Annotated in this window: 19 protein-coding genes; 6 read left to right on the top strand and 13 right to left on the bottom strand. The window is 64.0% G+C overall.

What is annotated here, in order from left to right:
* Positions 1-126 precede the first annotated feature (126 nt).
* Positions 127-1014 (top strand): LysR family transcriptional regulator, encoded by an 888-nt coding sequence (locus tag ACZYSP_RS16060; protein WP_489015599.1) that lies wholly within the window; start codon positions 127-129, stop codon positions 1012-1014.
* Between the two features lie 88 nt (positions 1015-1102).
* Here ACZYSP_RS16060 and ACZYSP_RS16055 read toward each other — a convergent pair whose 3' ends face one another.
* From ACZYSP_RS16055 to acuR, 9 genes are all read right to left on the bottom strand, one after another.
* Positions 1103-2308 carry a trans-sulfuration enzyme family protein gene (locus ACZYSP_RS16055; RefSeq protein ID WP_489015296.1) on the bottom strand — a complete coding sequence of 402 codons (1206 nt, stop codon included), beginning with the start codon at positions 2306-2308 and terminating at the stop codon, positions 1103-1105.
* A 79-nt stretch (positions 2309-2387) separates the two neighbouring features.
* Positions 2388-3128 carry an amino acid ABC transporter ATP-binding protein gene (locus ACZYSP_RS16050; RefSeq protein ID WP_489015294.1) on the bottom strand — a complete coding sequence of 247 codons (741 nt, stop codon included), beginning with the start codon at positions 3126-3128 and terminating at the stop codon, positions 2388-2390.
* 18 nt (positions 3129-3146) lie between these two features.
* Positions 3147-4238, bottom strand: a complete 1092-nt coding sequence (locus ACZYSP_RS16045; protein WP_489015292.1) for an amino acid ABC transporter permease — start codon at positions 4236-4238, stop codon at positions 3147-3149.
* Positions 4239-4240: 2 nt separating this feature from the next.
* Positions 4241-5413 carry an amino acid ABC transporter permease gene (locus ACZYSP_RS16040; protein WP_489015290.1) on the bottom strand — a complete coding sequence of 391 codons (1173 nt, stop codon included), beginning with the start codon at positions 5411-5413 and terminating at the stop codon, positions 4241-4243.
* 33 nt (positions 5414-5446) lie between these two features.
* Complete coding sequence (locus ACZYSP_RS16035; protein ID WP_093024114.1) at positions 5447-6466, bottom strand: amino acid ABC transporter substrate-binding protein; 1020 nt, start codon at positions 6464-6466, stop codon at positions 5447-5449.
* A gap of 138 nt (positions 6467-6604) precedes the next feature.
* Positions 6605-7402, bottom strand: coding sequence for an aldolase (locus ACZYSP_RS16030; RefSeq protein WP_489015287.1), 798 nt, complete (start codon positions 7400-7402; stop codon positions 6605-6607).
* Positions 7403-7528: 126 nt separating this feature from the next.
* Positions 7529-9169, bottom strand: coding sequence for a thiamine pyrophosphate-dependent enzyme (locus ACZYSP_RS16025; RefSeq protein WP_489015285.1), 1641 nt, complete (start codon positions 9167-9169; stop codon positions 7529-7531).
* Between the two features lie 13 nt (positions 9170-9182).
* Positions 9183-10169, bottom strand: a complete 987-nt coding sequence (gene acuI, locus ACZYSP_RS16020) for an acrylyl-CoA reductase (NADPH) (protein ID WP_489015283.1) — start codon at positions 10167-10169, stop codon at positions 9183-9185.
* 20 nt (positions 10170-10189) lie between these two features.
* Positions 10190-10855, bottom strand: a complete 666-nt coding sequence (gene acuR, locus ACZYSP_RS16015; protein WP_489015281.1) for an acrylate utilization transcriptional regulator AcuR — start codon at positions 10853-10855, stop codon at positions 10190-10192.
* A 275-nt stretch (positions 10856-11130) separates the two neighbouring features.
* On the opposite strand from acuR, the gene ACZYSP_RS16010 reads away from it, so the two are divergent.
* The 4 genes from ACZYSP_RS16010 to ACZYSP_RS15995 are packed head-to-tail and all read left to right on the top strand — an operon-like array spanning position 11131 to position 14685.
* Complete coding sequence (locus tag ACZYSP_RS16010) at positions 11131-12114, top strand: Bug family tripartite tricarboxylate transporter substrate binding protein (protein WP_489015279.1); 984 nt, start codon at positions 11131-11133, stop codon at positions 12112-12114.
* Between the two features lie 23 nt (positions 12115-12137).
* Complete coding sequence (locus ACZYSP_RS16005; RefSeq protein ID WP_489015277.1) at positions 12138-13340, top strand: acyl-CoA dehydrogenase family protein; 1203 nt, start codon at positions 12138-12140, stop codon at positions 13338-13340.
* Positions 13337-13999 (top strand): CoA transferase subunit A, encoded by a 663-nt coding sequence (locus tag ACZYSP_RS16000; RefSeq protein WP_319434986.1) that lies wholly within the window; start codon positions 13337-13339, stop codon positions 13997-13999. Before ACZYSP_RS16005 ends, ACZYSP_RS16000 begins: the two co-directional genes overlap by 4 nt.
* Positions 13996-14685: a 3-oxoacid CoA-transferase subunit B gene (locus tag ACZYSP_RS15995; protein ID WP_489015274.1), complete on the top strand. Its 690-nt coding sequence runs from the start codon at positions 13996-13998 to the stop codon at positions 14683-14685. Before ACZYSP_RS16000 ends, ACZYSP_RS15995 begins: the two co-directional genes overlap by 4 nt.
* Before the next feature lie 40 nt (positions 14686-14725).
* Here ACZYSP_RS15995 and ACZYSP_RS15990 read toward each other — a convergent pair whose 3' ends face one another.
* From ACZYSP_RS15990 to ACZYSP_RS15975, 4 genes are all read right to left on the bottom strand, one after another.
* A complete protein-coding gene (locus tag ACZYSP_RS15990; RefSeq protein WP_489015272.1) occupies positions 14726-15298 on the bottom strand; it encodes a helix-turn-helix domain-containing protein in 573 nt (190 codons plus the stop codon).
* A 55-nt stretch (positions 15299-15353) separates the two neighbouring features.
* A complete protein-coding gene (locus tag ACZYSP_RS15985) occupies positions 15354-16304 on the bottom strand; it encodes a PDR/VanB family oxidoreductase (RefSeq protein ID WP_489015270.1) in 951 nt (316 codons plus the stop codon).
* Between the two features lies 1 nt (position 16305).
* Complete coding sequence (locus tag ACZYSP_RS15980) at positions 16306-16830, bottom strand: MOSC domain-containing protein (protein WP_489015268.1); 525 nt, start codon at positions 16828-16830, stop codon at positions 16306-16308.
* 90 nt (positions 16831-16920) lie between these two features.
* On the bottom strand, positions 16921-17835 hold the full coding sequence (locus tag ACZYSP_RS15975) for a LysR family transcriptional regulator (RefSeq protein ID WP_489015266.1): 915 nt from the start codon (positions 17833-17835) through the stop codon (positions 16921-16923).
* An 84-nt stretch (positions 17836-17919) separates the two neighbouring features.
* Here ACZYSP_RS15975 and mdlC point away from each other — a divergent pair, with 84 nt between their 5' ends.
* Complete coding sequence (mdlC, locus tag ACZYSP_RS15970; RefSeq protein WP_489015264.1) at positions 17920-19548, top strand: benzoylformate decarboxylase; 1629 nt, start codon at positions 17920-17922, stop codon at positions 19546-19548.
* Positions 19549-19560: the final 12 nt, after the last annotated feature.

Genomic DNA, 19560 nt, shown 5'->3' with positions numbered 1-19560 from the left:
TATTTCGCGTCGCCCCTCATCGCGCCGATAATGATGCAATGCGGCGCGGAGCCCCGATGGCTGACCAGCCCCATGGCATTCCGATTCGATCGCGCACACCACTATTGACCACGAAGCACAATGGCGATCGAAACACTTGACCGACCGCTGCGGTATTTCCTTTGCATCGCGGAACTGGGCTCGCTCTCCAAGGCCGCCGACAAGCTCGACCAGACACAGTCCGGATTGAGCAAGCAATTGGGCTCGCTCGAGTCGAACCTTGGCCAGCCACTGTTTGTCCGTACTGGTCGCGGCGTCGAACTGACCGAAGCCGGCACGAAACTCTATGACGCCCTGGCGCCGGCCTTCAGAGAGATCGATCGCGCCGTCGACAGCGTGCGCCGGCAAGGGGTTACGCATGGCACGGTCCGCTTGGCGACGGTCCATACACTCAGCTACTACTTCGTCGCTGAAGTGTTTTCGCTCTTCGTCAGCACGCACCCGGATGTGAATCTCTCGCTGCTGAGCCGCAGCTCGCCCGAAGTCGTCGCTCTGGTCGAGAACGGCAAGGCGGACCTGGGTTTCGTCTACGACTCCGCGGTGGACTGCGGAACTTTGACATCGAAGCCCCTGTTCGAGGACGAAATGGCGCTGGTCGTCCTCGACAGCAGTCCCCTGGAATCGCCCCAGGACCTGTCGACCCTCAGCCTGCGCCTGGTCGGCTTTCCAGCCCATTACGCTCTGAGGCGGATGATCCATAGCGCCGGGTTGCAGGCCACGTATGTTGCCGAAGCAGAAACCATAGACGCCATGCTCAAGCTCGTTTCTTCCGGAGTCGGCCATTGCATCTTGCCGTCGCGCATTCCCGACAGGCTTCTTGCCGACTACGGGCTTCGCAAGGTCTCCATCGAGCGCCCCGCGCTGCGCCGCCGGGTGGTGGCCATCTCCAGCACAGGCAAGGCGATGGCACCGTTGACCTCCGACCTGCTCGCTTCCGTCTTGCAGGTCGCCGAACAACTGCAACGCTCGACCTGATCTTTCAGTCCGGGAACGGGTGTGAGTGGAGCCCGCATCAATCTCTCCAGCGCCGCAGCGATCGCCTTGGCGAGGCCCACCCCTCTCGCTACTGCAACGAATCCAACGCCTGCCGAAGGTCAGCGAGGATGTCATCCACATCTTCCAGCCCGACAGACAACCGGATGAGGTCCATCGTCACGCCGACGCTGAGACGCGCGGCAGGCTCGACCTTCTGGCGCGCCAGGATCAGAGTGCCGGGATGGGTGATCAGGGTTTCGGTGTCGCCCAGACTGATGGCCCTGGAGACAAGCTTCAACTGGTCAATCATCGCAATGGCGCCGTCAGCGCCGGCATGCAGCTCGAACGAGAGCATGCCACCACCCGCCGTCATCTGCGAGAGGCCGAGTGGACGATCGGGGCTGCCCTCGAGGTAGGCATACCTCACGAGCTTTACCGCCGGATGGGCGTCCAGCATGCGGGCAACCTTCAATGCACTCTCACTGTGCTGACGCATCCGCAGCGTCAACGTCTTCAGTCCGCGCAGGACCAGGAAACACAGCATGGGCGAGAGCGTCGCGCCGGTCATGTACTTGAGGCCGGCCGACCTGATCCGCTTGATCGTGGGCAGATCTCCAAGCACGACCCCCGCAAGCAGATCGCCGTGTCCGTTGATGTATTTCGTCATGGAGTGCACCACCAGGTCGGCACCGTGCTCGATCGGCCGCTGCAGGGCGGGCGAGCCGAAGGTCGAATCGACGAGGACCCGAACACCAGGACGGCTGTGCGCCACTTCGGCCAACTCCTTGATGTTCAAGAGCTGAGCCGTCGGGTTCACGGGCGTTTCGAAGTACACGATCCGTGTGCGATCGGACAGTGCTTCTTTCAGCTTCTCGGGCCTGGTGAGGTCAACCTTCGTGACCTTCACCCCGAAACGCGGCAGGCCCTCGTCGATCAATGAAGTCGCCGTCGAGTACATCGTGTGATGCACGATCAGTTCGTCACCGGCGGAAAGAAGCGTGAGCAAAGTGGAGCAGATGGCCCCCATGCCCGAGCCGGTGGCCAGCGCGGCCTCGGCCCCTTCGAGCTCTGCGAGCCTCGTCTCCAGGAGATGCTGCGTCGGGTTGTGCTGCCGGCCGTAGACATAACGGTCGCTTTCTCCAGAGAACACTGCTGCCGCCTCCGCCGTGTTGTCGAAGGCGAAGGTGGACGTCATGTAGATCGGCGGAGAAACGGCTCCATAGGGATCGGATCTGTCGTGGCCATGATGCAGCGCGCGGGTCTGGAACCCCAGAGCTTGCGAATCCTCTTTCATGCTTGACTCTTTCATTTTTACGTCTGTCGATAAAAACAAGCGGGCATCCCGGCGGCAGCGGCGACGGCAGCGGCAGCGCCTAGTGGACGATCTGATTCAGGAACTGGCGGGCGCGATCTGTCTGCGGGTTGCCGAAGAACAGCTCGGGAACGTTCTCTTCGACGATCTCCCCTCGGTCCATGAAGATGACCCGGTCCGCCACCTTGCGGGCGAAGCCCATTTCGTGCGTCACGCAGAGCATGGTCATCTTCGTCTCCTCGGCCAGGCTCACCATCACGTCGAGCACTTCCTTGACCATCTCCGGATCAAGCGCCGAAGTGGGCTCGTCGAACAGCATGACCTTGGGCGACATGCACAGCGACCTTGCGATCGCAACACGCTGCTGCTGCCCGCCGGACAGCTGGCCCGGGTATTTGTGCGCCTGGTCGGGAATGCGAACCCGCTCCAGGTACTTCATTGCGATTGCCTGCGCTTCGGCGAGCGGTTTCTTCAGAACCCAGGTCGGCCCCAGCGTGAGGTTCTCCAGAACGGTGAGGTGAGGAAACAGGTTGAAGTGCTGGAACACCATGCCGACTTCCTTCCTGATGGCCTCGATGCGCTTCAGGTCGTGGATCAGTTCAACGCCATCCACCGTGATGAGCCCCGACTGATGTTCCTCGAGCCGGTTGATGCAGCGGATCATCGTGGACTTGCCCGACCCGGAAGGTCCGCAAATTACGATCCGCTCTCCCCGCTGCACGTTCAAATCAATGTTCTGCAAGACATGAAAGTCCCCGTACCATTTGTTGACCTTTTGCAGACTCACGATGACTTCGCTCATTGATGTCCCCTCTGGACGCTAGCGCTTCAGATTCCGTTCGAGGGACCGGCTGTACCTCGATATGGAATAGCAGAAGACGAAATAGATCAGGCCGATGAAAAGGTAGGCCTCCACGCCGAAGCCCGTCCATGCGGGATCCGCGAGAGCCGCTTTCGCTGCTTGCGTGAGGTCGAAGATTCCGATGATGACGACAAGGGAGGTGTCCTTGAACAGTGCGATGAAGGTGCTTACCAGCGGCGGGATCACGACCTTGAGGGCCTGGGGCAGGATGATCTTGCGCGTCTGCTGCCAGTAGCTCAATCCGATGGACTCGGCGCCCTCGTATTGACCCTTAGGAATGGCCTGGAGTCCGCCACGGACAATTTCCGCAACGTAGGCCGCCGCAAAGAAGATGATCGCCAGTTGTGCCCTCAACAGCTTGTCGATGCTGAAGCCCTCCGGTAAGAACAGGGGCAGCATCACCGAAGACATGAACAACAGGCTGATCAAGGGCACGCCGCGTATCAGCTCAATGTATGCAACGCACATTGCCTTGATGGCCGGCATCCGGGAGCGCCGCCCCAGGGCGAGCAGGATGCCGATAGGAAAGGCAAACGCGATTCCGAATGTCGACAGGATCAGTGTCAACGGTAAGCCGCCCCAGCGCGTGTTCTCGACGAACGTCAAGCCGAGGAATCCGCCCCACATCAACGTCGCCACCGCCAGAATCGTGAACACCCACAGGCCGACAATCTGGAGTCCGGCCAGCCGGCGCGTGGCGGTCCAGATGATCGACGCGACGAGAAACGCCGTCGCCAGCAGCGGCCGCCATTGCTCGACATGCGGATAGGTGCCGAAGAGAATCAGCCGATATTTCTCCCGGATGAAAGCCCAGCAAGCCCCGCCGACCTCCCTGCAGGCCTGTGCGTCAGGGGCCCGGAAACTCGCCTTGACCAGCAGCCACTGCACAAGTGGCGGTGCCAGCATCAGGACGAGCCAGATCGTCAGGATGGTCAAGACCGCGCTCGCAGGAGACTGGAAGAGGCTTTGGCGCAGCCTGGTCATGAGCCTGGCCCGGACTCTGGGCGGCGCCAGCAAAGCGGGCCGGTCTGTATGGGTGGCGGTGCTCATCCTTATCTTTCCACCAGCGCGATGCGCTTGTTGTACCAATTCATCAACAGCGAGACCGTGAGGCTCACGGTCATGAAGGCCGCCATGATGATCAGGACGCCTTCGATTGCTTGGCCGGTCTGGTTGAGGACGGTGTTGACGACGGAAACAAGGTCGGGATAGCCGATCGCGACGGCGAGCGAGCTGTTCTTGACGAGGTTCAGGTACTGGCTCGTCGTGGGTGGAACGATCACGCGAAGCGCCTGGGGCAGGATGACGAGCCGAAGCACGCGCGACCGGGGAAGCCCGAGCGTCTGTGCCGCCTCCCATTGGCCATGGCCCACCGATTGGACGCCAGCACGGACAATCTCTGCAATGAACCCGGCGGTGTAGGTGACGAGTCCGACCAGCAGTGCGAATAGCTCGGGAGAGAGCGCCCAGCCTCCTTCGAAGTTGAATCCGCTCCGGTGAGGAATGCTGAGATAGATTTCACGCGCTCCGACCAGCCAGCCCGCCACCGGCATGAGCAGCAAGAGCATCAGCGCGAAAGGCCAAAGTCTCCATTGGGCGCCGGTCCGGCGGCGGGTGGAGCGCTGCCAGCGGCCAATCGCCACGATCGTGACTACGGCGAGCACCAATCCCCAAAGGATTCCCGCAACGGCCGGTCCGTCGACCGACGGCATCAGCATCCCGCGGTTCGACAGGTAGATGCCCGGAAGCGGATGAAAGGCCGCCTTCGGACCGGGCAGCAGTTCACCGATGACGGCGTACCAGATCAATAGTTGCAGCAGAAGCGGCACATTGCGGATCAGTTCGACGTATGCACTTGCGAGCCGCCCGATGAGCCAGTTGCTCGACAACCTCGCGATTCCGACAACGGCGCCGAGCATCGTGGCCAGGACCAATGCGACGGCGGAGACCCGCAGCGTGTTGGTTAGTCCCACGAGAATGGCGCGGGCGTAGGTGTCGGATGGCGAATACTCGATCAGCGACTCGCCGATGGCAAACCCCGCTTCTCTTTCCAGAAATGCAAAACCAGTCGCGATGTTGCGCGTCGCGAGGTTGTGCAAGGTGTTGGAGACGAGGTAGTACGCCAAGAGGGCGGCCAGCCCAACGACGACCAGTTGATAGGCAAGTGCCCTGAACTCCGGATTGTTCCAGCTGAACTTGAGCGGAGCGCGATGATGTGAACTCATGGGGAGGTCGAGTGCCTGTCGCTCAAACGTGGGCTATCGAATGGGCCACCCGTACATCAAGCCGCCCTTCGTGTACAAGGCATTCAGGCCGCGATCGAGCTTCATCGGACTCCCTGCGCCCAGGCTGCGGTCGAACATCTCACCGTAGTTGCCAACCTGCTTGATGATGTTGTAGGCCCACTTGTCGTCAAGCCCGAGCCCCTTGCCCATGCCGGGAGAGGTACCGAGGATCCGCTGAATGTTGGGCGGGATGCTGCCCTTCGCGATCTCGTCGACATTCTTGGAGGTCAGGTTGTATTCCTCCGCCTCCAGAAGCGCATTGAGCGACCACCGCACGACGTTGAACCAGGCTTCGTCGCCTTGGCGGACCATGGGTCCGAGAGGCTCCTTGGACAGCGGCTCCGGCAGGATCACATACTTGTCCGTGTTTCCGAAAGCGATACGCGCCAGAGCCAGCTGCGACTTGTCCATCGTGATGCCATCGCAGCGGCCCGCCGCGAACGCGCGCTTGATCTCGTCGACGGTGTCCAGCAGCACCGGCTTGAAGCTCTGCTTGAGACCTCGAAACCAGTCGGTGAGGTTCAGTTCGGTGGTGGTTCCGGGCAGGACGCAGATGGTGGCGCCGGCCAGATTTTTCGCGCTGCTGACGTTGGCATCCTTGGTCACCATGATGCCCTGGCTGTCATAGAAGTTCACGCCCACGCCGATGAGGCCCAGCGTGGTGTCGCGCGACATCGTCTGGGTGGTGTTGCGCGTCAGGACGTCGACCTCGCCGGACTGCAGCGCAGTGAAGCGTGCTTGCGTGGTGAGCGGGATGACCTTGAACTTGGTCGCATTGCCGAACATCGCGGCGGCAATGGCACGGCAGGTGTCCACGTCGATGCCCTGCCACTCCCCCTTGCTGTCGGTGAATGCGAATCCAGGCAGGTTCGTCGAGACACCGCACTGCACGAAGCCTCGCTTCTTCACCGTGTCGAATGTTTGGCCGGCATGGCCCATGCCTGAGAGACAAAGGCCCATCAGGGCGGCGGCCGCGAGGCGAACGAGTTTCATGGCGATCTTTCTGTGGCGAACGGAGGTCTTTTCAGCGCGGAGCGCTGGGCATGGAAAGCGGGCGGGCGAACGAGGTCCGGGAGGTGCATGCCGGATGCATGTCCATCGGACTCAAGGCGAAGGGGCAAGACGAGTGATCTAGAGGCGCGGCCGACCGGCGAGCGGCGGCGCCGAGCCTGCTTCGGCCTGCCGGCACCAATAGTCGAAGGTGCTGTTCACGATCGAAGGCTTCAGCAGATAGTCGTGCGCCTCGCGGGCCAGCGTGTCGTCCACCGGCGTCAAAGGGCCGAATGCGGACTGCGCCCGGATCTGCATCCGTGCAGCACGCTCGAGATATACCGACAGGTAGGTGGCTTCCTGTGTCGTCTGTCCCGCCGTCAGGTAGCCGTGATGCGCCAGGATGATGGCTCGCTTCGATCCGAGCGCCCGCGAGATGATGACGCCTTCATCATCCGCAATGGGCACCCCCGGCCACTCTGCGAGGAACGCGCAATCGTCATGCAGGGGGGTCATGTCCATCTGGGCGACGACCAGCGGCTGCCTGGCTGCAGCGAGCGCGGACGCCCAGGGCGAATGCGTATGGACGATGGACTGAACGTCGGGCCGCGCCTCATACACCCACAGATGGAAACGCGTCGCGGGGTTCGGCATGCCGCTGCCCGTCAGCGTGTTCAGGTCGCCATCGACTTCGATGAAGTCGTCCGGCGTGGCTTCGTCGAAGCCGAGCCCGAACCTGAGCGTCCAGTACGCGCCTGCCCTGTCGGAGCGTCCGCTGATCTGGCCTGCAAGACCCGCTTCTTGCCCCGTCATGGCGAGAATCCGGCAAGCGCAAGCCAAGGTCTCCTTCATGGTCCGGCGAGGTGACACCAGATGCCTGGCCATCTCTTGGGTGGCACGATCGTCGAAGTAGTCCTTGGACCGCAAGTCTTCAGCCATGTGGTGTGTCTCCGTGTCTTTGTAATGACACAAAGTATCCTGGGCTGCGGCACGGGACACCATGCAGCACAGCTCATAGCAGCTATGAGCTTCGCGCGACGACGTTTCGAATCAACGGACCTGCGCTCACTCCCACTTGAGTGAGCGCTCCACCGACATGTCCGGATCACTGCAGACTTCGATCAACACCGGGCCCTCGACGCTCATGGCTTGCTCGACGATGCCTGCGGCATCCCTGGAGTGCTCGATCCTGAACCCGCGGGCACCGAATGCCTCGGCAAGCCTTGCAAACCCCGGATTGGCCAGGTCCGTGCCGCTGACGCGATGGGGAAAGTGCCGCTGCTGGTGGGTGCGGATGGTGCCGTATGACCCGTTGTTCGACACCACCACGCGCAGGTTCAGCCCCCTGTCGACGGCAGTGATCAGTTCGTTGCCGTTCATGAGAAATCCGCCGTCACCGACAAAGGCGAGGACTTCGCGCCCTGGATGGCGCAAGCCAGCCGCGATGCCGGCAGGGACGCCCGTTCCCATGGCTCCGCATGCCGAACCGAGCAGCCGGTTCGCCGGCGTCATCTTGAAGATGCGGTGAACCCAGGCTGCAAAGTTGCCCGAGTCGGTCGTCAGGACTGCATCGTGCCGCGCCAACCGTGCGATCGCCATGATCGTATGGCCCAGGACGTCGTTCGCCACCACATTCTGTGGCTGCCAGCCGTGCGCACGGTCGGCCGCAGCGCGCACCCGCTCGAGCCACTGGCTCGACACCGCCCCGGATCCGCCATGGCGCAATGCGGCACGCACGAAGCCATGCGCCGTCGAGACGATCGGCAGTTCCGCCGAGAAATGGCGCCCGATGATGGACGGATCGGGATACACGTGAACGAACTTCTGCGGATTGGTGCCTTGCCGCGGAAAGGCGAATCCCAGGGACGACACGTCGCCCATGCGGCTGCCGATCGCGACGATCAGGTCGGCCTCGCTGAAGAGCGCCGTGTGCGCGGGTGACGTGAAAAAGCTCAGCTGGCCCACCCAGCGAGGGTCCGCGTTGGAGAACTGATCCTGGTTCTTGTTGGTGACGGCAACGGGAATGTTCCATCGGCCGACGAGCGCCTGGAGATTGTTGCGGAAATCATCGGTCCGGCACTCACCGCCCACGATCAGGATCGGCCGGCTAGCCTTGGAGATCAGCGCGTGCACGCGCGCCGCGTCCTCCACGGTCGCCTCGGCGAGCGCCACGCGGTGACCGCGCGCGGGCTGCCGGTCGACCAGTTCGGTCAGCACGTCTTCGGGCAGTTCGACCGCGACCGGCCCCGGCGTTCCCGATGCAGCCGCGGCAAAGGCGCGGGCCATCACTTCGGCGACGGCTGCCGCCTTGTCAATGCGCCCCGACCATTTCAGCAAGCCGGAGAAAGCCTTGGCGGAATCGATTTCCTGAACGGCGCCGCGGCCCAGGTTCGTCGTTTCGACCTGGCCAATCAAGAGGATCAACGGGACTGCTTCTTCGGCCGCCACGTGGACGCCGATCGCGGCATTGAAAGCCCCCGGCCCCCGGCTCGCCATGACGATGCCGGCACGGCCCGTCAGCTTGGCGTCCGCGATCGCAGCCAAGGCCGCGGAGCCTTCGTGGCGACATGTCACCAGATCGAAGTCCTCCCGCGCATGAAGCGCGTCCAGCAGCGCCAGGAAGCTTTCACCGGGAACACTGAATGCACGGTCCACACCATGCGCGACCATGCTGTCGACGATGGCCTCGGCAACTCGATACGTCATGAACGGCCTTCTTTTAAGACGCGTTCACGTCGACGACCAAGCGGCCCTGGATCTCGCCTCGCATGAGCTTGGCGGCTGCGTCGATCGCTTGCGGCAGGGCGATCTCGGCCGCAATGTCTTCCAGAATCGGCCCATCCAGATCGCGCGCCAGCCGCTCCCACGCCGCGACACGGTCTGCCTTTGGCCGCATCACGCTATCAACGCCGACGAGGCTTACACCGCGGAGGATGAACGGCGCGACCGACCCAGGAAGGTCGAGCCCCTGGGCCAGGCCGCACGCAGTGACCACGCCGTTGTATCGAAGCTGTGCGCATAAGTTGGCCAGCGTGTGGCTGCCAACCGAATCCACGGCGGCGGCCCAGCGCTCCTTCTGCAGCGGCTTGCCCGGTTCGCTCAACTCCTTGCGATCGATCACGTCGGCAGCACCGAGGCGCCGAAGATAGTCGGACTCGCCCGGCCGCCCCGTGGACGCGGTGACCGTGTACCCGAGCTTGGCCAGCAGCGCGATCGCAACGCTTCCGACGCCGCCGTTCGCACCCGTCACGAGCACTGGCCCATCGCCCGCCTTGAGCCCGTGCCGCTCCAGGGCCATCACGCACAGCATGGCGGTGTACCCCGCGGTCCCGATGGCCATGGCATCCCTGGTGCTGAAACGCTTCGGAAGCGGAATCAACCAGTCGCCCTTCACGCGCGCCCGCTGTGCAAGCCCGCCCCAATGCGCTTCGCCAACGCCCCAGCCGTTGAGCACCACCGTGTCGCCCGGCTTGAATTCAGGATGGTCGCTCTGCTCCACGACGCCCGCAAAGTCGATGCCGGGCACCATGGGGAAGCTCCGGACGACGGGACCCTTTCCGGTGATGGCCAAGCCGTCCTTGTAGTTCAGCGTGCTGTATTCGACACGGACCGTGACGTCGCCTGCGGGCAGGCGGTTTTCATCGATCTCGGCCAGCGAGGCGCGGTAGCCTTCCGCGTCTTTTTCCACGACGATGCCTTTGAACATGTTTTCGCTCCAGTAATAAATCAGTGATCCGCCGCGTGGCGGGGCGAGGCCGAGGCGCGCGCGCCCAGGCTGGACAGATATGCCTCGATGAAGGTCACCAGGGGACGGTCCGACTGCACCAGCCTGGCTCGGAGCACAGCCCCCTCCCAGGCGATCCAGAAGAACTCGGCGAGTTGCTCGACGTCCAGCGTTGCCGAGATGGTTCCTGCGGCCTGAGCCTCTCGCAGGCAGCGAGCCACCCGCTCCTGCCAGCCGACAAGAATGGCGTCGAGACGTTCGCGGAAATTCGCAGGCAGGGCACCCAGTTCCTGGCTCAGGTTGCCAACCAGGCATCCCCGCGTGAAGTGGTGCTTGCGCATGCCCCTGGATGCATCGGCAATGAAGTCGGCAAGCCGATCGAGCGGTGCGCGTTCCTGGTTCAACAGCCACCGGTCTAGCTTGCGCTTGAAGTAGTCGTCGTAGGCGTCCATCACGGCCGCTCCGAACGCATCCTTGTTCGCGAAGTAGTGATAGAACGAGCCCTTGGGCACGGTCGCCCGCTTCAGCACGGCATCCAGGCCCGTCGAACTGAAGCCCTGCTCGGTGAGCAGCTCCATCCCGCATCGGATCAGTACATCGCGCGTTGCCGCATACGCCGGCGAAGGCCGCCTGCCGCGCGCCAGGGCTGTTTTTGGTTTTTCTGTCATGCGGCAATTCTAGACCGATCGTCTAGTGATCATCCACTGCTTTCTCGAAGGCGTGCGCGCATCCGCCGAAGCCGCACCAACATGCGAACACGCATGCACTTTCATTGGGCGACCTGCACTTCATTGCAGGGCCTGCGGATTGAATCTGCGGATTTTTCCCGACTTGATCGCAGGCCCGAGTCTTGCTCGCAAACCCCGATACGAGTCCTAATTGACACAATGTGTCCTGTAGCCAATACTTCCACCACCTCCTCACTTCTGCAGAAGGAAGCCTCATGAAGCCCCACTCCATCAAGAAATGGCTTGTCGCCGCCGGCCTCGCCTGCCTGGCCATCACCACCGCGCTGGCCGACGAGCCGTATCCGTCAAAGCCGATCAAGCTCGTGGCGGGTTTCCCGCCAGGGGGTCCCACGGACATCATTGCGCGCGTGATTGCGCAGGGCCTCGGCAAGGAGCTCAACGGCACGGTCATCGTTGACAACCGCGCAGGTGCCGGCGGCGTCATCGGCGCCGATGCCGTCGCCAAGTCGAAGCCGGACGGCTACACCCTGCTCGTCGCGGTGGAGTCCTCGCAGACGCGCGGGCAAGCCCTGAATCCGACGCTTTCCTATGACCAGCTCAAGGACTTTGCCTACGTCAGGAACGTCGCCAAGCAGCGCAATCTCGTCGTCGTGAATCCCGACGTGCCGATCCACAGCATCAAGGAACTCATCGCCTACGCGAAGGCAAACCCCGGCAAGCTGAACTTCGGCGGCACCTTCGGCGCGACATCGCACATCGGCGGAACGCTGTTTGATGCACGCAACGGCACGCAGCTCACGTTCGTGAACTACAAGGGCGGCGCGCAACCCATCACCGATCTCATGGCCGGCGTGGTGCAGGTCGGCTTCTTCACCGAGGCGACAGTCGCCCAGCACATCCGGGCCGGAAAGATCAAGGCCCTTGCGGTCGCCGCGCCGGAGCGCTCGCCCGCGTTCCCGGACCTTCCCACGCTCCAGGAAGCTGGCAGCAAGCCGATCGACCTTTCGCCTTGGTTCGGCATTGCGGCGCCTGCCGGCACACCGGGCCCCGTGGTCCAGAAGATTGCGGCGGCGCTGGACAAGGTGGTGACGAGCCCCGAGTTCCTGGCGCAGTTGGAGACGCTCGGCGCCGTTCCGGTGAAGGTGTCGACACCCGATCTGTATACCAAGCAGGTGGCCAAGGAGATCGTGTTCTGGAACGATTGGGCGAAAACACTGACGACTCCCTTGGCCCGCTGATCGACTGTCGAGTATTCGAACCGATGAACTTCTACGACCTCTACGACGAGAGACTGTCCGCGGCGGAGCGAGCGCTCGTTCAATCCGCCGGCGACTTCTGTCGCGGCGAATTCAGTGCCCACCTCCTGGAGTCGCACACGCAGGGTCGCGCCTACGATGCCTCATGGATTGCCAGGTGGGCAAAGGAAGGCTTCCTGGGGCTTCAAGCGCCAAGGGAATTCGGCGGCCACGATGCCTCTTTCCTCTGCAAGATCCGTGTGGCCCAGACGATGGCGGAGCATGGCTTTGCCGCCGCCTTTGCGATCAACAACCTGCAGGGCTCCGTGTCTCGCGTGGCGCGCTTCGGCTCCGAGAAGCAACGTGCCGAGCTCCTGGGCGCCATGCTGGGCGGGCGAACGCTGTGCGCCCCCGCCATGTCCGAGCCCGACGGCGGCAGCGATCTGGCCGCGCTGAAGACAAAGGCACGGCGCGTGGACGGTGGATGGCTGATCAGCGGCACGAAGTCGTGGGTCACCAACGGTTCGATCATCCAGTGCGCCAACCTGCTTGCAAGAGTTGAGGACCCAGTCGGCGCGGAGGCCGGCGACATCGCGTCTTTTTTGGTGCCTCTGGTTGACGGGCCGACGCTGCGAAGGGAAGAACTCGTCATGCCGGGCGCCCGGTCCTTCAGGCTCGCATCCCTGGTTTTCCAGGATCATTTCGTTCCCGAGTGGTGTCTCTTCGACCCACCAGGGCAGGCGTTCAAGTCGTCCATGGCATCGGTCAATGCCGCACGCGTTCATGTCGCGGCAATGTGCGTCGCCTCTGCCAGGGCGGCCTTGGCAGAGACGGTCGGTTACGCGGAATCAAGGCAAGCCTTCGGCAAGCCGCTGCTCAGGCACCAGGGACTCGGGTGGGAGCTCGCAGAGGTTTCACTGCGCCTGGAGGCGGCCAATGCACTCGTGCTGCGCGCGGCGATTGCCGTGCAAACAGGAAAGGCGGCCCTGACGCTGGCCGCCCAGGCGAAAAAGTTCGCCGTCGACGTGGCCGTCTGGGCACTCGATCAGTGCCAGCGTGCAATGGGCGCCACCGGCGCGAGCGCCGATCACCGCCTTGCCATGCTGTCGAGCGAAACACGGCTGGCGGCATTCGGCGACGGTACCAGCCAGATGCTGCTCGACCGCATCGCCAAGGGTCTGGCCAAAGACTATGGGCCTTCGCCCGCGCAAAAGGAATCTGATCGATGAGAAATGTGGTCGTCAAGGATGCGAATGCCGCAGTCAGCGGTTTGCGCGACGGAGACACGGTGATGGTCGGAGGCTTCGGCGGCGCGGGGGTTCCGCGCGGAATGATCGAGGCAGTCCTGGACCTGGGGGTGCGCGAATTGACCGTCATCTCCAACAACGCAGGCTCCGGGGGCCAGGATCTTTCGCTTTGGTTTGGTGCGCGCATCGTCCGGAAGATCATCTGCTCCTACCCGCGAAGCGCGGACGTGTTCGCCGACCAATACCGGGCCGGAGACGTCGAACTCGAGCTGGTTCCGCAGGGCACGCTGGTGGAGCGCATCAGAGCCGGCGGCGCAGGCCTTGGCGGATTCCTGACTCCGACGGGCGTGGGCACCGTGTTCGAAAAGGGCAAGCAGAAGGTCGTGGTCGATGGCCGCGAGTTCCTGCTGGAGAAGCCCTTGCGCGCGCAGTTCTCGCTGCTGAAGGGCCGACAGGCCGATGTGCTCGGCAACCTGAACTACAACAAGACGGCACGAAATCATTCTGTGGTGATGGCCACTGCCGCAGAGGTGGTTGCGGTGGAAGTCGACGAACTCCTGGAGCCCGGCGAGCTCGATCCCGAAGGCATCATCACCCCCTGCATCTTTGTCGATCGCGTCTTTCTCTCGAGGCCCGCATGAACTCGCTATCCAGACTGGAACTCGCGCGCCTGGTCGCCCACCAGCTTCCCAAGCAAGGCTTCGTCAACCTCGGCATCGGAGCTCCGACGGGCGTGGCGGACCATCTTCCCTCCGATGCCTCGGTCATGCTCCACAGCGAGAACGGCATTCTCAATGTCGGTCCCAAACCGGCCGAGGGAGAGGAAGACCTGGACCTGATCAATGCCGGGAAGATGCCCGTCACGCTCGCCCGTGGCGGATCTTTCTTCGACTCGAGCCTGTCGTTTTCGATGATGCGCGGAGGGCACCTCGACATCGCCATCCTGGGTGCGTTCCAGGTCTCCCAGCACGGCGACCTGGCCAACTGGACCACGGGCGATCTGAACGGTGCGCCGCCGGCCATCGGCGGAGCCATCGATCTTGCGGTGGGAGCAAAGCAGATCTGGGTGATGATGGAGCACACCACGCGCGACGCCCAGCCGCGCCTGGTCGAGCGTTGCACCTTGCCGCTCACGGCAGTGGGTGTCGTGGCCAAGGTGTTCACGAATCTCGCGATCATCGACGTCACCGCCGATGGATTCGTCGTGCAGGCGCTTTTTGAGGGGGCATCGCTTGAATCCGTGCAGCAGCTCACCGGAGCGCCGCTGAAGCCGGCGCCCACGCTGAGGCGATTCTCTTCGGATGGGGTGCTCGCGCCACCGCGCTGATGCCGAGGTTCAGGCTGCGGGGCGAGCCGCGACCGAGGACCTATGCGGTGGCGGCAATCACGACAAGGGCCGAGGCCGGTTCGTCGGTGAGCGCCGTGAGCTTGTGCGGAATGGTGGAGTCGAACTGCACGCAGTCGCCTGGCTCCAGGCGCTCCTTGCGCGCCCCGATCTGCATCTCGATGTGGCCGGTGAGAACGAAGAGGACTTCTTCGCCCTCATGGTGGCTCATGATCCGGCCGCGCTTCTGGGTTTTTCCCGGCCGCACGATGAATGCCCGCATCACGCGGTCGTCGCGAAGGCCCGCGACCAGCGAGAGATGCGTCGTGGGGTCTCCCGCGATGGACCCGTTGCCCCGGACGATCGAAACGACATCTTCCTCCGGCTGTTGCCCGAAGAGCCGGTCCACCGTCACACCCAGCGCCTTGGCGATATTGAGCGCCGACTCGATCGACGGTGTCGATACGCCCCGCTCGATCTTCGACAGATAGCTGCGCGTGAGCCCCGAGTCTCGCGCCAGGTTCTCCAGCGTCAATCCGCTTTGGACGCGCAGGTACTTGAGGTGTAGTGCCAAGGCTTTGAACGGGTCTGCGGCAGGCCGGTCGGCTGCTTGCAACCCTCTGTAAATTGCTGCGGGGTCCGATTCTGGCACGAGTGTGTCGCCCGGCAGCCTAGAGGTCGAGCACCAACCGGGGCCCTGCGCACTCCGCAACGCACACGATCACCTCATGGGCGCGCTCCTCCGCGCTCAATACCCGGTCGTGATGGATCGGCGGCCCCTCGGTCCAGCGTGTGCGGCATGCGCCGCAGATGCCGCCTGCGCATGACACGGAGATATCGGCGTCCATCGCTTCCAGCGTGGCCAGGAGGCCCACCTCGGGCCGCACTTCCATCTCGCGACCGCTCCTGGCCAGCACCACGCTGTATGGCTGTGCGTTCAAGGTTGGAGCAAGCCTGGGCGCGGTGAACCGCTCCACGTGCTTGCGGCTTTCAGGCCACTCGGCGACAGCGGACTCGAATGCATCGAGCATTCCCGTGGGTCCGCAGCAGAATGCCTTCGCGTCAGGGCCGGAGCCCTCCACGATGGATCGGATGTCCGGCGGACTGACCTCGAGCGTGTTGTACAGGTGGACCCGTCCGCCCTGGACCGCCGGCTCCAGCATGTCGATCAGGCTCGGCTCGCCCATGCTGGCCCAGTGCAGCTGATAGTTCGACTTGCCTTCACGCTCCAGCGCCAGGATGGCCGAGACGAATGGCGTGACGCCGATGCCGCCCGCCACAAAGATGTTCATTCCGGTGGACGACAGCTCCAGCCCGCTGCGCGGGACCGAAACACCGATGACCTGCCCCGCGCAAAGCTCGTCGTGGATGTGGCGGGAGCCGCCGCGCCCCTGTTCTTCGCGCTTGATGGCCAAAACGTATCTCCTGCAGTCCGCAGGATCGTTGCAGAGCGAATAGGTGCGTACGAGCCCGTTGGCCAGATGGAGATCGATGTGCGCTCCGGGCCTGAAGGCAGGCAGGCGCCAGCCGTCCTGGTCGGCCAATACCAGCCGCTTGACGCCCGGCAGAGGCTCATCGATGTGCCGGACGACAGCTTGGAGATGCTTGATCGCCTTCGGCATGTCACGCCCCGCGGACAGCGTCGCCCACGCGGATGACGCCGCCTTTCAGAATCCGGCAGTTGAGGCCCGACCTGTTGATCAACGGATCGAACACGGCCTTGCCCAGGATCTCCTCGATGTGGCGGCACGGCGTGGACAGCCGGGTGGCTTCGAGAAGCGTTTCGCCCACCCAGAACTGGCGGCCGACCAGATGATTGAGCGGCACACCCTGCACGGTCACGTTTCTTCGGTGCTCCTCAGGCAGCATCTGGACGTTTGCATCGCGCGCCAGGGCTTCCAGCGTCTCGATCTCGAACAGCGTGATCTGCCGCCCCTCCTCCGGCTTGTGGGAGTAGAAGCCCGACTCGCGGCCGATCATGTACCGGTCTCCCTCGATGCCCTTGCCGGCTACGAGCGTCAACTCGTCGAACGACTCCATGGGAAGGAAGGCGCGGGGCGTGATGTGCAGGTGTCGCACGACGCCGGTCCAGGCGGGAACGGCTTCCCGATCGCCGAGTTGCTGCTGGTGAGTTGCTGCGGTAAGCATGTGCCACGCTCCTTGATAACGGCGATCCAGCCGATCTGATGAAGGAACGCCATTATAGGACACTTTGTGTCCCATGGGACACACACACCATCAGCGTCCCTGGTCCTTGAAAAGCCCGATGAAGAGATTGCGCATCCAGTGGTGCGCCGGATCCGATTCGAAGCGGCGGCTCCAGTGCAGCGACACGGTGAAGGCGCTGCGGGGAAGCTCCGCCGGAAGCACCGCATAGCGCTTCGGCTCGATGAACCTGCGCGCGATCGCCTGCGGCATCACGACGGCAAAATCGGTGCGCGCGATGATCGCCGGCAGCGCCAGGAAGTGCGCCGAGTTGAGCACCAGCCGGCCGTCGAGGCCGAGCTGCTGCAGGATGCGGAAGGTCTCCGAGTGCGAGCGCACGGCCACATACTCGAGGCGCCGCAGGTCCTGGATCGTCATGCGCACATCCGCGGCCTTCGAAGCCTTGGCCATCGGATGCCCCGCCCGCACGACCACCGCGTAGCGATCGCGCAGCAGATCGACGCGCTCCGTGCCGCTGACCGAGGGCAGAAACCCGAGCGCGAAATGGATGGCGCCGGTTTCAAGGGCATCGGTGATCTCCCCGTGCTGCAGCGGTGTCGTATGCACCCGTATGCCCGGCGCCTGGCGGTGCAAGGCTTCCATCAGCTCCGGCAGCAGCCGGGCCTCGCCGATGTCGTTCATGTGCAGCCGGACGGTCATTCGCGAGCGCGAAGGGTCGAAGGTGTCTTCGTCCCGCAGCACATCCTCGATGGCGGCCACGGCCGGCTGAACGACGCTTGCGAGCCGCTCCGCGCGCAGGGTCGGCCGCATGCGCCCGTTGGCGCGCACGAACAGCGCATCGCCCAGCGCGAGCCGCAACCGCGTCAACCCCTGGCTGGCCGCGGGCTGCGACAGCCCCAGCGCATCGGCCGCGCGGCTGACGCTGCCCAGGCGGTACACCGCCTCGAACAGGCGGAGCAGGTTCATGTCGAGCTTTTCAGTATGCATACCGCCTATTTTGTTCTAGACATTTCATTGTATTGATGAATACCGGATGAACCGCAAAACTGCGGACCTCATCTAGGAGCATTCATGGACAGACGCGTCGAACTTCCCGCGCAAGCATCCCTCTCGGCTGGCAGCACCCTGACCGTGCGGGACGCGGTTTTCAGGCTGCTGCGCGCATTCGGCATGACCAGCGTGTTCGGCAACCCCGGGTCGACGGAACTGCCGATGTTCATCGACTTTCCGGAAGACTTCCACTACGTACTCGGGCTGCAGGAGTCCGTGGTCGTGGGCATGGCGGACGGCTACGCGCAGGCCACCCACAACGCGGCATTCATCAACCTGCATTCCGCGGCAGGGGTCGGCCACGCAATGGGCAACATCTTCACGGCCTTTCGCAACCGCACGCCGCTGGTGATCACGGCCGGCCAGCAGGCGCGATCGATCCTGCCCTTCGAGCCCTTCCTCGGCTCCACGCAGGCGCCCGAGCTGCCGAGGCCCTACGTCAAGTGGAGCGTCGAGCCGGCGCGGGCCGAGGACGTTCCGCTCGCGATTGCGCGGGCCTACTACATCGCGATGACGCCGCCGCGCGGCCCGGTGCTGGTCTCGATTCCGTCGGACGATTGGGACGTGCAGACCCTGCCAGTCGATGCACGCGAGGTCAGCCGCCACGTGCGCGCAGACCCCGACCTTCTCGCGCGCATTGCCGCGGCCCTCGATGGCGCCCGCTCCCCCGCCTTCGTGGTCGGTGCCGCGGTCGATCGCGACGAGGCCTGGAAAGAAGCGGTTGAGTTGGCCGAGCGGCACAACGCCCGCGTGTACGTCGCGCCCATGTCGGGCCGATGCAGCTTTCCGGAAGACCATCCGCTGTGGGCAGGTTTCCTGCCGCCGATGCGCGAGCGCATCGTCAAGCGGCTCGGCGGCCATGACCTGGTGTTTGCGCTCGGTGCGCCGGCGTTCACGTACCACGTGCCGGGCCAAGGGCCTCACCTGCCCGAAGGATGCGAGCTGGTGCAGCTCACGGACGATCCGCAGGTCGCAGCCTGGGCGCCGACCGGAACTTCCGTGGTCGGCAGCATCCGTCTGGGATTGCTCGACCTGCTCGAGTGCAGCACGCCGCGGGATCGCCCGCCACCACCTGCCCACGTGCGGCCGCCGCGCGTCGCAGAGCCCGACCCCGGCGAACGCCTGCCGGTCGCCTGGGTCCTGCAGACGCTGGCCGACGTGCGCGCGCGGGACAGCATCCTGGTCGAGGAAGCCCCGAGCGCACGGCCCGTGATGCACGGCCACCTGCCGGTCTTCGAGTCGGAAACCTTCTACACGATGTGCAGCGGGGGCCTGGGCTTCGGCCTGCCGGCCGCAGTGGGTGTGGCACTTGGCAAGCCCGGCGCACGGGTCATTGCATTGGTGGGCGATGGCTCGGCGATGTACGCGATCCAGGCGCTGTGGAGCGCAGCCCAGCTGGCGCTGCCGGTCACGGTGCTGATCCTGAAGAACCGCCGCTACGCCGCGCTGTACGAGTTCGCCCGCATCTTCGGCTACCGGCCCGACGCGCATGTGCCGGGCACCGATCTGCCTGATCTCGATTTCGTCGCGCTGGCTGGCGCGCAAGGCATGAAGGGGCTGCGCGTCAACACCGCGGAGCAGCTGCGTCCCGCCTTGCAACAAGCGCTGCATTCGACCGCACCGATGCTGGTCGAGATCGAAGTGGCCTGACGGTTTTTCGCA

The sequence above is a fragment of the Variovorax sp. F042 genome (assembly GCF_057814215.1).
Note: the sequence above shows the minus strand (reverse complement) of the source record. Positions and strands in the feature narration are given on the sequence as shown.

Coding starts and splice junctions, on each gene's coding strand:
- mdlC (WP_489015264.1), top strand. CDS start 17,920: ATGGACAGACGCGTCGAACTTCCCGCGCAAGCATCCCTCTCGGCTGGC.
- ACZYSP_RS15985 (WP_489015270.1), bottom strand. CDS start 16,304: ATGCCGAAGGCGATCAAGCATCTCCAAGCTGTCGTCCGGCACATCGAT.
- ACZYSP_RS16050 (WP_489015294.1), bottom strand. CDS start 3,128: ATGAGCGAAGTCATCGTGAGTCTGCAAAAGGTCAACAAATGGTACGGG.
- acuR (WP_489015281.1), bottom strand. CDS start 10,855: ATGACAGAAAAACCAAAAACAGCCCTGGCGCGCGGCAGGCGGCCTTCG.
- ACZYSP_RS15980 (WP_489015268.1), bottom strand. CDS start 16,830: ATGCTTACCGCAGCAACTCACCAGCAGCAACTCGGCGATCGGGAAGCC.
- ACZYSP_RS16035 (WP_093024114.1), bottom strand. CDS start 6,466: ATGAAACTCGTTCGCCTCGCGGCCGCCGCCCTGATGGGCCTTTGTCTC.
- ACZYSP_RS16045 (WP_489015292.1), bottom strand. CDS start 4,238: ATGAGCACCGCCACCCATACAGACCGGCCCGCTTTGCTGGCGCCGCCC.
- ACZYSP_RS16030 (WP_489015287.1), bottom strand. CDS start 7,402: ATGGCTGAAGACTTGCGGTCCAAGGACTACTTCGACGATCGTGCCACC.
- ACZYSP_RS16025 (WP_489015285.1), bottom strand. CDS start 9,169: ATGACGTATCGAGTTGCCGAGGCCATCGTCGACAGCATGGTCGCGCAT.
- ACZYSP_RS16010 (WP_489015279.1), top strand. CDS start 11,131: ATGAAGCCCCACTCCATCAAGAAATGGCTTGTCGCCGCCGGCCTCGCC.
- ACZYSP_RS16005 (WP_489015277.1), top strand. CDS start 12,138: ATGAACTTCTACGACCTCTACGACGAGAGACTGTCCGCGGCGGAGCGA.
- ACZYSP_RS16000 (WP_319434986.1), top strand. CDS start 13,337: ATGAGAAATGTGGTCGTCAAGGATGCGAATGCCGCAGTCAGCGGTTTG.
- ACZYSP_RS15995 (WP_489015274.1), top strand. CDS start 13,996: ATGAACTCGCTATCCAGACTGGAACTCGCGCGCCTGGTCGCCCACCAG.
- ACZYSP_RS16040 (WP_489015290.1), bottom strand. CDS start 5,413: ATGAGTTCACATCATCGCGCTCCGCTCAAGTTCAGCTGGAACAATCCG.
- ACZYSP_RS15975 (WP_489015266.1), bottom strand. CDS start 17,835: ATGCATACTGAAAAGCTCGACATGAACCTGCTCCGCCTGTTCGAGGCG.
- ACZYSP_RS16055 (WP_489015296.1), bottom strand. CDS start 2,308: ATGAAAGAGGATTCGCAAGCTCTGGGGTTCCAGACCCGCGCGCTGCAT.
- acuI (WP_489015283.1), bottom strand. CDS start 10,169: ATGTTCAAAGGCATCGTCGTGGAAAAAGACGCGGAAGGCTACCGCGCC.